Origin of the sequence: Candidatus Hydrogenedens sp. (assembly GCA_035361075.1) — a bacterium.
GTDB lineage: Bacteria > Hydrogenedentota > Hydrogenedentia > Hydrogenedentales > Hydrogenedentaceae > Hydrogenedens.
In genome coordinates this window covers 15,613-29,134 of record DAOSBX010000023.1, presented here as the reverse complement: position 1 = coordinate 29,134, position 13,522 = coordinate 15,613, and the positions used below count along the sequence as shown (strand labels likewise).

General features: G+C 38.3%; 12 protein-coding genes. 4 read left to right on the top strand and 8 right to left on the bottom strand.

The genetic code is table 11. The features are described from left to right. Nucleotides 1-5: 5 nt before the first annotated feature. The 3 genes from PLJ10_08375 to PLJ10_08365 all read right to left on the bottom strand — a co-directional run bounded on the left by PLJ10_08375 (nt 6) and on the right by PLJ10_08365 (nt 3,317). The gene (locus PLJ10_08375) at nt 6-959 is read right to left on the bottom strand and encodes an MBL fold metallo-hydrolase (protein HOK09663.1); all 954 of its coding nucleotides are present in this window, start codon (nt 957-959) and stop codon (nt 6-8) included. A gap of 362 nt (nt 960-1,321) precedes the next feature. Continuing rightward, the gene (locus PLJ10_08370) at nt 1,322-2,206 is read right to left on the bottom strand and encodes a DUF1559 domain-containing protein (GenBank protein HOK09662.1); all 885 of its coding nucleotides are present in this window, start codon (nt 2,204-2,206) and stop codon (nt 1,322-1,324) included. Between the two features lie 478 nt (nt 2,207-2,684). Then, nucleotides 2,685-3,317: a hypothetical protein gene (locus PLJ10_08365; protein HOK09661.1), complete on the bottom strand. Its 633-nt coding sequence runs from the start codon at nt 3,315-3,317 to the stop codon at nt 2,685-2,687. A gap of 176 nt (nt 3,318-3,493) precedes the next feature. Between PLJ10_08365 and PLJ10_08360 the strand changes: the two genes are divergently transcribed. The 3 genes from PLJ10_08360 to PLJ10_08350 are packed head-to-tail and all read left to right on the top strand — an operon-like array spanning nt 3,494 to nt 6,476. Further along, nucleotides 3,494-4,459 (top strand): aldolase catalytic domain-containing protein, encoded by a 966-nt coding sequence (locus PLJ10_08360; protein HOK09660.1) that lies wholly within the window; start codon nt 3,494-3,496, stop codon nt 4,457-4,459. Nucleotides 4,460-4,492: 33 nt separating this feature from the next. After that, entirely contained in the window at nt 4,493-5,881 is a 1,389-nt protein-coding gene (locus tag PLJ10_08355; protein ID HOK09659.1) for a replication-associated recombination protein A, read from the top strand. Then, complete coding sequence (locus PLJ10_08350) at nt 5,874-6,476, top strand: redoxin domain-containing protein (GenBank protein HOK09658.1); 603 nt, start codon at nt 5,874-5,876, stop codon at nt 6,474-6,476. The genes PLJ10_08355 and PLJ10_08350 overlap by 8 nt, the downstream gene beginning before the upstream one ends. Here the strand turns inward: PLJ10_08350 and PLJ10_08345 are convergent. The 4 genes from PLJ10_08345 to PLJ10_08330 are packed head-to-tail and all read right to left on the bottom strand — an operon-like array spanning nt 6,473 to nt 10,766. Further along, a complete protein-coding gene (locus PLJ10_08345) occupies nt 6,473-7,240 on the bottom strand; it encodes an HD domain-containing phosphohydrolase (GenBank protein ID HOK09657.1) in 768 nt (255 codons plus the stop codon). The genes PLJ10_08350 and PLJ10_08345 overlap by 4 nt on opposite strands. After that, complete coding sequence (locus tag PLJ10_08340; GenBank protein ID HOK09656.1) at nt 7,237-7,770, bottom strand: DUF2569 family protein; 534 nt, start codon at nt 7,768-7,770, stop codon at nt 7,237-7,239. Before PLJ10_08340 ends, PLJ10_08345 begins: the two co-directional genes overlap by 4 nt. 48 nt (nt 7,771-7,818) lie before the next feature. After that, nucleotides 7,819-10,011 (bottom strand): ATP-dependent RecD-like DNA helicase, encoded by a 2,193-nt coding sequence (locus tag PLJ10_08335; protein ID HOK09655.1) that lies wholly within the window; start codon nt 10,009-10,011, stop codon nt 7,819-7,821. Between the two features lie 26 nt (nt 10,012-10,037). After that, nucleotides 10,038-10,766: an SDR family oxidoreductase gene (locus PLJ10_08330; GenBank protein HOK09654.1), complete on the bottom strand. Its 729-nt coding sequence runs from the start codon at nt 10,764-10,766 to the stop codon at nt 10,038-10,040. 88 nt (nt 10,767-10,854) lie between these two features. Between PLJ10_08330 and PLJ10_08325 the strand changes: the two genes are divergently transcribed. Then, nucleotides 10,855-13,125 (top strand): DUF6259 domain-containing protein, encoded by a 2,271-nt coding sequence (locus PLJ10_08325; protein ID HOK09653.1) that lies wholly within the window; start codon nt 10,855-10,857, stop codon nt 13,123-13,125. A gap of 99 nt (nt 13,126-13,224) precedes the next feature. Here the strand turns inward: PLJ10_08325 and PLJ10_08320 are convergent. Further along, nucleotides 13,225-13,522: hypothetical protein (locus PLJ10_08320; GenBank protein HOK09652.1), on the bottom strand; the 298-nt coding region annotated here is incomplete at its 5' end.

The window sequence follows — 13,522 nt, the reverse complement described above, 5'->3', positions numbered from 1 at the left end:
AACAGTTATTTGCCTGCTCTCTTTTTTTGAATTGCGATCATTAAACCCATTGAATTGATTCTCGGGTCATCTCCGAGCCATGTCATTGCGGAATCTACATCTTGTACGCCACACCACCGTATTTGCTCTCTGGTTATTTCTAACATTCGTGGATAAATCCAATCCATTAATTCAGAATCAGGGATATCTTTTTCTAAGGCGGTCTGAATTAGAACATTCATTGAATCCAGAGAACGTAATAAGAAATTGGCACTACGTTTTGGCTCTTTATGTATTCCGTAATGGGGTAAGAATACGTAATCTGATTCAAACGATAAAATTCTTCGAATCGTTTTTTCTGCCTCAAGGGGGTCAAAATCTGCTGGTGCGGTGCTTGCAATCATGAATTGGGTTAACAATGTTTCTGGATTTGATTGGCCAATCCCAAATGAATCACCGGTAAATATGCCTTTTGTTTTGCTATCGTAGATACAAATGTGATGGGTAGCATGCCCTAAGGAATGTAAAAACTGTAGTTTTCGTCCTCCCCAACTGATAACCTCATTATCAGCAACAGTCTTAATTTTATCTTCTGGAACCGGCTCAATATCACCATAGAGTTGTGAGAACAGAGGTTCACCATAAACAGACCGAGCACCTTCAATTAATCGTTGTGGATTTGCTAAATGGCGTCCTGCTTTTGGATGGGCGATAACTTGAGCATTGGGACAATATTTTAATAGCTCTGCGGTTCCACCTGCATGGTCAAGGTGCACATGAGTAACAATTAAATAATCTACATTTTCCAAAGGGATATTCTGCTGTTTCAGTTCTTTAAGTAGGTATGGCACTGCGAATATCGTATTGTTATCAACAAAGCTGGCTCGGTCTCCTTCAATCAGCAAAAAAGAACATGCCCGTAAAGGGACTTGATAATGACAATCTACAGGAATCAATATCTTTTCCAACGACGGTTCCATGATAATCTCCTTCATCTTACTAACCATTTAAAGTGTATTTTTAAGAAAAATATTTCAAATATGTCCAGAAATTTTAACCAAAATGATTGAAGTCTCTATATAAATGATATTTAAGAAGAATTATATAGGAATAAGAGGAGAAACAAAAAAGTGATGGTCATCAAAAAGATAGAAAGATGAAGGGAAATCACAAATATAATAAGCGAAAATATAGCGAAACGGATAGAAATAAATGTCTAACTTTCTGATTATTTTACCTTATTGAACTTTGTCTTATAGTAAAATACATCATTTTTGTCGAAAACCATTATCCCTTTTGTTCATCATTAGAAACTGTCTGTGTAAATTATTAATAGAAACTTTTATATTTGTGCCAGAGTTAATATAACCCCTAAAAAGTTTGCTGGGAATTTACTTGGATAATGTAGATATTCCACATGGCCATCGAGATATAAGACATTTCCTCCTCCTGGCAGGTGGTTAAAATGAGCCGAATTTCCAAAAGCACCAAACTCATCCCACATTACTGGAAGTTCACTTGCAGATAATGATGAGTTTGCAGGATTATTGATGTCTGTAATTAAAAATCGTTCAACACCTTTTCTTAATCGCGGAACAGGACCTAAATCACCTAATTTTACTGCTACTCTCTCTTCAATGGGAAGAGAAGTGTCATACATTTTTACTGCCTGTTGTAACATTCCTATCATCTCAGGCTTAAAATATTGAATAGCCTGAAGCATAACTGTATAGGGGTCTGCTCCAAGAGGAAGTTCGCTTGTACTGGAAGGAAGAGGAACGCCAGGTTTTAAAAGTATATCAGGGTGTAAAGCCCATCCAAAATAATTATAACTACCTTTACCGAATTGGCAGGGTAATATGGGCTTATTAATATCATAGTCTACATGAAATCGTGTGCGAACAGATTCAGCATCTGAATCAGAAGGGCATACACATATATTAAAATCAGTCATATACTCGGGATACAACATGGTAGGTTCAAAAATAGCATCAAAAACGAAATCATTATAACAGCCTAATAATTTTATGGGAGGATAATACTCTCCCTTCGCTTCATTAGCATACATTTCGAATATAACACCAAATTGTTTTAAATTGTTCTGACAGGAGGAACGCCTTGCCGCTTCTCGTGCTCTTGCTAATGCGGGCAATAAAATAGCAGCGAGGATTCCAATAATTGCAATAACAACTAATAATTCAATTAATGTAAATCCTTTACTTCTCATCTTTGTTCTTCTTCTAAGTTAATGTGAATATTGATTATTGGATAGTTTTATTTTAGTAAAAATATGACATATTGTTCAAGAAAATAATCATTATTTTAATAAATGTTTGTTTAGTATTAAAGTATTGTAAGATTGGGTATAAATCTTAAAGGAAAAGAAAAATGATATGAAAGGTAATCCTGCAAAAAGTGTTGGAACATAAATGTACAGATGTAGTGGTAGATAGAGTGAATTAATGAGAACGAGGTTGTCTGTACTTAGGAATTTTTAGTTATTTGAATCATTGTGAAACGAGGAAGAATATTTAACTATGGAGGACGCGGAGATGTTTGGAGTCGGTTATTACTCTTCTTTTCAGGTATCTATGTTGTGTATATGCATTTAGAGGTTTTTAATATTAAAAAAGGGAGAAATTAGCGAAAGCATTAAAATAGGGGAAATAAAGAGTTACAAAACAATATTCCCAAAAAAGCACGAATTATTTTGCCAGTTTCAATAAATTTTTTGGGTATTTCTTGCTTTTATCTCTCTTAACAATAGCCCGCTCACCGAGATAATTGATTTGTGCCTTTTCGACAGGGGACATTTTAAGTTCTCGTGCTTTCTGTGCATCTCTTCGGGCTCGCTGAATTTCTTTTGCTGTCTCTAAACGTTCTCTTACTTTTTCATCACTCTCCACGTATACGTGGTCTAAAGCGACAAGCATCGGGAATGCAGGTCCACTACACATCATATCAGTAACATTTCGCCAGACATCATCCGCTTCAACTTTTTTTGTTAGTTCTGTCTTTTCCTGATAAAATTTGGGTTGTTGTGGTGGGCATGTAAATAGAATACCTTTCCAAAAACTATACAGAAATTCTGTAGAGCCATTTCGAATACCACGTGAGGTTTCTACAGTTCCTAAGATTGGTGTATTCATATTTCCTTCAACAAATTTTTCTTTTGTTTGATGTGCAAACGCCATAATTCCTCTGAAGAACCACTTATATGGACGGAGAGCGGGTTCCTCAGGATTGCCGAGAGGTCCTTTATAGGAAGGTTCAATCGCAAAGCAAGTTGTAGCAAATAAGGCACATGTAAAACAAAGTAATAATATGCATCTCAGCATTGTATATTCTCCTAATTTATAGCATCTTTGCCTCAAATTATTTTTTACAATTTGTAGTATAATATAACATTATCCAGTTAATTATAAACAAATTGTAAAATCCTTTACAATATTTTGACAACTAAGAAATTTGCCAATTAATACGTAACATAAACGCTATTTGGAGTATCAGTATTATGTATCGGCCTGAAATGAAGATATTGGATGTAACTATTCGTGACGGTGGCTTAATGAACAATTGGGATTTTCCCAAAAGTATGGTCAAAGAAATTTTTCATGGATTAGCGGAGGCAGGGGTTGATTATGTTGAGTTGGGTTATCGTGCAGATAAACGGGTTTTTTCTCCAGATGAATTTGGTCCGTGGCGTTTTTGTGATGAGGAGGATTTACGTGATGTTGCCTATGAGTGCAGGACAAAAGTAGCGGTGATGTGTGATGTAGGCAGAACGAACCTCAATGACTTTATTCCGAAGTCACAAAGTATTGTTTCGATGGTTCGTGTGGCTTGTTATGTTCCAGAAGTAGATGAAGGGCTAATAATTGCGGAGCACATGAAAGAATTGGGTTATGAAGTTAGTCTGAATTTGATGGCTGTGTCAACGGTAGATGAGGCATTAATTAACGAAGCGTTAAGGAAGATAGCAACTTCTAATGTGGATTTGGTTTACATTGTTGATAGTTTTGGGTATTACTATTCGGAACATATTCGATATTTAACTGAGAAATATATTCATGCATTACCTGGGAAGGCTATTGGTATTCATACACACAATAATCGTCAGTTAGCATTTTCAAATTCTATTGAAGCAGTTTTGGCTGGTGCCCAATTTGTTGATTGTAGTTTATATGGTATGGGTAGAGCGGCGGGTAACTGCACAACAGAGTTGATACTAAGTTTTATGGATAATCCGAAATATGATTTGAGACCCGTTTTGGATTTAATTGAGAAGTATTTTATCGCATTGAAAGAGACCCTGAAATGGGGTTACGAACTTCCTTACCTTGTTACGGGTGTGTTAAATCAACATCCACGCACAGCCTTAGCATTTATCAAGGAACAGGGTCAGGGTACCCATCGCAGTTTAAGGGAATTTTACGAAGCACATATTCAACAATTAAAATTAAAACAAGAGAAGAAATAGCATATAGGTAAACATACATATAAGTTTCTAATCATGGAACATTTATTTGATGATACAGAGCATCACGATTCTTCAGTGAATATCCCATTGGCTCGCCGTGTAAGTCCGCGAACCATAGATGAGCTGATAGGTCAGGAAGCCATATTGGGGCCGAACAAGGCGTTGCGTAAAGCCATTGAAACAGATAGTTTAACATCCTTAATCTTATGGGGTCCGCCTGGTACAGGCAAAACAGCTTTGGCAAGGATTATCGCTCGACGGACGAAGGCATATTTCGAGCCTATCAATGCAGTTACCTCAAATGTAAAAGAATTGCGTGCCTTATTAGAAAAGGCTCGCTATCGATTGCAAAGAGAAAAACGTAGAACTATCCTTTTTATTGATGAGATACATCGTTTTAATCGAGCCCAACAAGACGCATTGCTTCCTGATGTAGAAATGGGGCATGTTATCTTAATTGGTGCTACTACGGAGAACCCATATTTTAGTGTCGTTTCACCCTTATTATCGCGTTCGCAGATATTCCGTTTTGAACCCCTTAGTGAAGACGCAATTATGCATATTTTACAGAATGCCTTAAAACATCCCCAATGTGGTTTTGACAAATACAATATTGTTATTGAGATGGAGGCTCTACAATTTTTAGCACGTTATGGTGAGGGAGATGCACGTCGTTCTCTAAATGCTCTTGAATTGGCGATATTAACTGCTCCTCACGAAGGGAACAAGTTGATAATTGATTTGCCTTTGGTTCAAAACTGTGTTTTGGAAAAATTACTCCACTATGATAAAACAGGGGATGAACATTATGACATTGCCTCTGCGTTTATTAAGAGCATCCGTGGTAGTCATCCTGATTCTGCTTTATATTGGATGGCACGGATGTTAGAAGCGGGTGAGCCTCCGCGATTTATTGCTCGTCGTCTTTGTATCTCCGCATCTGAGGACATCGGCAATGCTGACCCGATGGCACTTGTCGTTGCTGTCTCTGCATGGCAGGCTACCGAGTTTATAGGTATGCCTGAAGCACGAATTATATTGGCTCAAGCAGTAACCTACCTTGCTTGTGCCCCAAAAAGTAATGCGTCTTACCTTGCTATTGACAAGGCAATGGAGATGGTTAAGTCGCAAACAACTGTCCCAGTACCTCAGGCGTTAAGAGATACTCATTATCGTGGTGCTGAAATGTTAGGGCATGGTGTAGGGTATCAGTATCCACACGATGCCGAAGAAGGTTATATTCCACAGGACTATGGCCTACCCAGGGGCATATTCTATCGTCCATTACCACGTGGTACGGAATTGACACTTCTTGAACGATTAAAACACTGGCAGGAGATGGACACTCATAAGAAGGAGGCGTCGAATAATCCACAGGAATCACCAAATAACCAAGAAGGGGAAGCCCATAACCATGAATGAAAGCGGAGTTAAAAATAAACCATGGAAACCTTTCCTACTTGGTTGTTTTTCTGGTGTTCTAATCACATTGTTTACTATTGTTATTACCATAATCATCACAGCCAACAGCCTAAAATTCTGGTTAGCAAAGAAAGAGGCAGACTCGCTTAAAACACCTCCTATTTTGGGTTCAGAGCATTTTGATTACACATTCAGTGGGAAGGATGATAAGGGGGATGATGTTCCCTTTGAAACGTACAAAAACAAACCTATGTTTATCCTTGTCTGGGATCCAGAATGTGTCCATTGTCTCTCTACATTAATAACTGTCCAAAAACTTTATGAAGAGTTAATACAATTTCAGATTCCCATTATGGCAATTACTGAGAGTGATGTCAAGGAAATTAACAAGGTTCGCCAAGAATTAAGTTGCACACTTCCTATCATTCGTGTTGAGAATAAGCTTATAAAAATACTCTGTGGAGACAAAATTCCCTGCGGTTTAATAGTTGATAAAAAAGGTGAGATTGTTTATCGTTATACAGGAAGCACAAATTGGCACAGCCCAGATATTATTCAGTATCTCATCAATTTGTATGGTGACCAACAAAATTAGTATTGAATGTCTATACTCTCAACGTCAATTTCTAAAAAGGCGTCTACCACCTCAGGGTCAAAATGTTTTCCCCGTTCTTCTTGTAAGTGAATAAGTGCTTCTTCTCTTGTGGCGAAACCCATACGGTACATTCGTGGCGATGTTATAGCACAATAAACATCAATTACCTTCAGCACACGGGACAGGAAAGGAATTTCATCACCCTCCAAACCTAAAGGGTAACCGTCCCCGTCGTAGCTTTCATGGTGCGACGCAATGACTTCAACAAGTTCAGGGAAAACACCGAATTCTTTTAACATATCTGCCCCGAGCTGTGCATGAGATTTCAACATCATCCATTCCTCATACGAAAGCACCGTTTTCTTGAGTAGAATGTCGTTAGAAACTTTAACTTTTCCAATATCCCTTAATACGCAAGCATGCTCTAATACCCACAGCTGTGAGCTGGACAAATGAAGTTGTTTGCCTAATAGTTCTGCTATTTTTACCATCCGTCGAGCACTACCTGTTGGTATTCCTTCACGGCTATCTATAGCATCTGCAATCATATAAAACAGAAAGTTATATTCATTTTTTAACGTATCTACACATGTTAAAGCAGATTCCATATCCTTCATATACGTAACAGCCAGTAGTGCACCTGAATATGATTTTTTGTGTTCGTCACAAACAAATATAATTGGGTTTTCGCGTGCGTTTAAAACTCGTTCTATTTTGTTTATTATTCTCCTTGGAAATATCGATGAGAGGATACGGAAATTCATTGTTCTTTGCTCCTATCATGTTTTATTGTTTTCTTTTCAGGAAAGGATTCGGGAAAGGTAACACGAACCCTCTTTGAAAAATTGATATATAAATAACACACAACAAAATAAAGCAAAGAAGAAATGGTTTCAAAGGAAAGCTTGCGTAGAACCAGGTCATAATAATCCACTGGAAATTCCACCAGCAGAAATAAAAGGGCTATTCCTAAAAGTAATGAACATAAAAAGGTAATCAAGTAAGCCCTTGTGAGAAGTATTGCACTACTCCAAAGGGATAAGATGCTTGCTCCTGCGAGGATACTAAACAGGATTATGGTTGCACGTATTCCGGATTCTACAATTAAAAACAAACGTAAGCCAGGGATATAGTCAAAATCACCGGATGCATTCTGAAAATCATTGATTAGATTGTATATTGCTACGAAAGGTGTGCCGAAGATGAGAATAAGGCAAAATAAAAGAAGGAACCCTCTCACACCGGGTTCAGGTGCTCTTCGTATCTGTGATTCGGACGAGTTATTTAATTTCATGTATCTTTTGCCTACCGTTTTTAGTCCCAATTATTCATTTCCAGTATATCACTCTATATAGTCATATTTAAAAGACGTTTTAATTCGTTCTGTTAATCGTGTATTTCTTCGGACAGAGTGGGTTGAATGTAGTGCCTTTTGAATAGCATTTGGTGACCCAATGATAGTTACTAATTTCTTTGCCCTTGTAATTGCGGTATACAATACATTTCTCTGTAAGAGAAGATAATGTTGTGCTAACATTAGTAAGACAACAACAGGATATTCGCTCCCCTGAGCCTTATGTACCGTTGCTGAATATGCCAAACTAATCTGGTCCAGCTGTTCAAATGTATAAATTACAGGGTGACTTGGTTCAAAAACTATAGTAATATAACCTTGTTCTGGGTTCGCATCTGTAATGATACCAATATCACCATTGAAAACTTCTTTTTCATAATTATTCTTAATTTGCATTACCTTATCACCGATACGAAATGAAGAATGAGGTATAGGTTTTCCTTTTGGATTAAGTGCTTCCTGTAATCGGTAGTTTAGATGATGAACTCCAGCATCACCACGCCGTAATGGTGCTAATACCTGAATGTCTCTAATCGGGTCGTAGCCAAACTTTTTTGGTATTCGTTCCTGAACAATATGGAGCAATGTTTGTAAAGCATCTGGGCTTTCTCCTCGACGGATGAAGAAAAAATCTGTCTGGTTAAACTCCGGAAATTTCCCTTGATTAACTCTATGTGCATTGAGAATTATTCCACTTTGTGCGGATTGTCTAAATATTGTTTTTAACCGTATCACATTAAAAACTTCACTTGCGATAAGGTCAAAAAGTACATTTCCTGGTCCGACTGAAGGTAATTGGTCAACATCACCGACAAAGACGATGTGAGTAGTGGAAGGTACTGCACGAAGTAGATGTAAAAACAGAACATGGTCGACCATTGAACTTTCATCTACAATAAGTAAATTGCAGAAGATTGGGTTTTTCCCATTTCGATTTGGTTCTCCATCCTTTGGATTAAATTCTAATAATCGGTGTATTGTGCATGCTGGATGTCCTGTAATCGCTTCCATCTGTCGAGCTGCCCTACCAGTTGGGGCTGTTAGAACAATCTGTACTGGATAGTCTTTCAGGAAATAAACCAGACTCTTGATTAATGTTGTTTTCCCTGTCCCTGGTCCACCTGTAATAATTGTTATTTTTGATTTAAATATCTGACGTATTGCCTCCTGTTGCTCCTCGTTAAGCATCGGTAGTCCTGAATGTTGAGAGGATAAAAACTCAGATAAAGGCAAATGCTTTGGAAGTCCTGATGGCGTATTAAAAATTCGTTTTAGGTGTTTTACGCATTCCTCTTCAACGAAATAGTGAAATGGCAAATAGACCGATTGTTCTTCAATATATACCTTATTCGATGCTTGCATATCATGTAGTACATTTATAATCTGAGACACTTCCAATTGGAGGAGTTCTGAAGCTGATTTAACTACTTCGTCCTCTCTTAAAAAGACATGCCCATCGCTTTCTGCTTCTTGCAATGTATATCGAATGCCAGCCTCAATGCGACTGGGATGGTCAGGTGCTATGCCCAATTGCTTTGCTATACGGTCTGCTGTTCTGAAGCCTATTCCTTGAACTTCAGATGCTATTTGAAATGGGTCTTCTCGAAGGAAGGTGAGCACTTGATTCCCATAATATTTATATAACTTTGTGGCTAAACCGATGGGGATGTGATACTCTTGGAGACACAGAAGAACTTCTAAGAATTCTTGCTTCTCCTTCCAGACCTGATATATCTTCTCTGCCCGTTTTTTACCTAAGCGGGGGACTAATGTTAACCGTTCTGGCTCATGGTTTAAAACATGAAGAACATCGGACCCGAAGGTTTTTATAATCCGTTCTGCATATTTGGTGCCAATACCGGGAATTGCACCTGAAGCTAAAAACTGAGCCACCGCCTCTGTAGAGGAAGGTTGAACTAACTCCATTTTTTGTGTTTGGAATTGCGGTCCGAATCGAGGATGATTTATCCAATATCCGGAGACACATACTGTAGTCCCCTGAGATACGGGCAGAGATTTGCCAACAATCGTGATAAGGTGGTTGGTATCTTTACGACGCAAGCGAGCCACGAAAAAACCGCTACCTGCATGTTCGTAAATAATTTGTTCAATAACTCCCTCTATTTCTTCTTGACCGAATTCTTTAGGTGTGAATGGAATTTCTGACAAATAGGGGTCCATGCTATATCTCTCTTATTTTTTTCATTTCATCCACCTAATGGTACACTACCATAACGTCGCAAATAAATTATATCTGTTGTGGCTCTGGGGTGTTGGGTTAAGAAATACATAACGGTATGAGCGACATCCTCTGGAAGCATCCAGTCACTTTTATCACGTTCTGGCATATTTTCTTCACTTAATCGCGTAAGAACCCCACCTGGACAGATGGCATGAACACGGATATTATAAGGCTTTAATTCCATCGCAAGTGTCGTAGTTAAACCATTTACTCCATGTTTAGAAGCACAATATGCTGACTGATTTGGAATAGGCCGTAATCCTGACACGCTGGAAATGTTAATGATAATACCTTCTTTGTGTTCTATCATGTGGGGTACCACTGCCTTTGTTACAATAAATGTTCCTGTTAGATTTACGTTTAATGTTTGATTCCATTCATCGAGTGTTAACTCGATAAAAGGTTTAAATCGTGCAAAACCTGCATTATTAACCAAAATATGAATGCGACCCCATTGTTGGATAACTGAATTGACACACTGACGAATCTGCTCCGATTCTGTGACATCTGCCACAATTGGTAATACGTTCCCTCCTTTTGCCAGAATCTGTTTTGCAGTCTCCTGAACTTCGGATTCAGTTCGCGAAAGAATAGCAACTGAGATGCCAGCATCGGCTAACGTAAGTGCAATTGCTCTTCCGATACCTCTACCTGCACCAGTAACAATAGCAACTTTACCCTTTAGAAATTCCATAGCATTCCTCTTTATACTTCGAGATAGAGTACATTATACTTTAATAATGTATTTTAATTCTAAATATCTTTAGAACAAGGTTTTGGTCATGAAATTATATCGCAATACATACATTCTGTTTTTAGTTGTGAACCTGCTCCTTATCACTCGTATTCATGCACAAGAGCTTATTATAAATAGTGGTAAGACACAATGGGTATTTGAAAATCGACATGGTTTACTTACAGAATGGCGGTATATAGGTCAGCCGAAGCATACGTTTGTGTTTTCGCCTCCATGCCCAATATGGGAAATAGTAGGAACTCCATCGAATATCTCGCCTAATGATGAGGTTTCTTTCTCATTTGCGGAAGATGACAATAGTTATACTTTAAAATGGAATGGGATTGTAAAAAATGTTGCAAATCAGAGTATACCTTATGAAGTGGTTATTCTCTGCAAACCTATTGCTTTTGATTCGTTAGAAGTGTCTTTTCGCTGTTCTATTCCAGAATATTTTATAAAGGAGATTATATTCCCCAAAGTAACTCATGTGACTATGGATAAATCAACACATCTTGTTATCCCCTATTGGATGGGCGAGATTTATGATAGTGATGCTTATCCTGACGTAAAAACTGGTTTCGTCGGGAATCGCACGTGGGAATACCCTGGGGTTTTGTCTATGCAATGGATAGGTCTTTATAATACCGCACAACACGGAATGATGTTATGGATAAAGGACTGGCAACAAAATTTTAAGCAAGCCCACATTGCTGGAGATGGAAATAAAGGATGTCTGGAATGGAAACATCTCATTTCTTCTCCTATCACCGATTATTCCCTACCTTATTTTGTTTGCTTATCATCAATTTGTGGAAACTGGTTTGATATGGCATTACTTTACCGTGACTGGGCAAGAAAACAATCATGGTCGGTACAGAGCGGTAAAGCAAGGGGACAAACTGCACCGTGGGTTGAGCAGACAGCATTATGGATATGGAACCGTATGGAATCGGACAAAGTTCTTGTCCCAGCAATTGACATGGCTGAACGATTGCATCTTCCTGTCTCTGTGCTTTGGCATTGGTGGCATGGCTGTGCGTATGACACAGGTTTCCCAGAATATTTACCACCCAGAGAAGGACAAGAAAAATTTATAACATCTGTCCAGGATGCCCATCATAAGGGCATACATACCTTAATATATGTTAACCAAAGGCTTTGGGGTATGCAAACCAATTCATGGAAAGAGAAACAGGCGGAACAATTTGCTGTTCTTGGTAATGATGGAAAATTACATCCGGAAGTCTATAATATTTTTAATAAAGCCCCTTGTGTCACTATGTGTATGGGGACAGAATTTTGGAGGGAAACTTTATTAAAGGTTATGCTGTCGACATGGCATGATACACCTATTGACGGATATTATTTAGACCAGGCATGTAGTTCTCTCCCATGTTTTGCCACCAACCATGGTCATGTTCCTGGGGGTAAAAATTTCTGGATTCAGGGTTTTCAACACTTGGTAGCCCGCCTACGAGAAAATTGTCAGTCAACTAATTCTATATACAGAGAAAAGACTGACAAAGTCGTTCTTGCAGGTGAAGGATGCGGTGAAGCATGGTTACCTTTCCTTGATTTATTTCTTAGCTTACAGGTTAGTAAAGACCGATATGCTGGTAATGATGGCTGGCGTGCTATGCCTTTATTTCAGGCGGTTTATCATCCCATTGCTATTCAATTTGGCAATTACGCTTCTCTAACAGAACCGCCTTATGATACGCTCTGGCCTCAGGAGTTTGCCCCAAAAGAACCGTTGAAATTGTTAGACACACGATGGAATACCCAATTCTGTTATGAACAAGCATGTGCGTGGGCTTGGGGACAACAACCTATGATTGCTAATTATAAAAAAGAACTTTGGACCCAACGAAAGGACGTTTTAGAATTCGCCATAAAATTGGCGAAGCTACATCATCAATTCCGTGAGGTATTCTTGAATGGAGAGATGCTTAAACCTTTAACGGAACATTCATCTGACACATGGGAAGAAATATGTTTGTCTGTATATGCATATCGCAAAGAAGGTGGAAAATCATTCCTACGCCGTGGAAGTCTACTAATAACCATGCCTTGGTACTCATCAGAAGGGAAAGTCATATTAGCCGTGGCAAATGCAGACAGAATAGCGAGGGAATTAAAATTCACAACATCTACAAAGGACTGGGAACTTGGCAATGATGGTATTATTATAAAACATACTGTTTCTGATAATTTTCAAATAGGCACTTTTAACGATGGTCACATCCGATTTCAACAAGAGATTCCTTCCCTCGATGCTAACCTATTCGAATTCAAAGGAGTGGAAAGAAACTGATTTATTTGTCCAATGTTTGAACTACCTATTTCCTTTATAAAAACATTAGGGCAACCTTATGTAAAGGTTGCCCTCTGTTAATCAAATTTCTATTTTAAATTATGCACCTCCAAGCCCAAGACAGAAACCGTCTTCTGTTCCTTCATCTGGACAGTAGTGGTAGCCACCAACATTGAAGATTTGTATCAATCGCAATAATTCTCTAATGTCTATTTTCCAATCCTGTGGATTATAATCGGAAGTATGAGGTGTACAGGTCTTATCTCCTATAATACCGGGCTCAAATCCATCCTCCGTTCCTGATGCACAATGATACCCATTGGTATTAAATAACTGGATAACCCTGAGCAATTCAATAAGGCTTATTTTATTATCTCCATCCTGGTCAGCACTATGT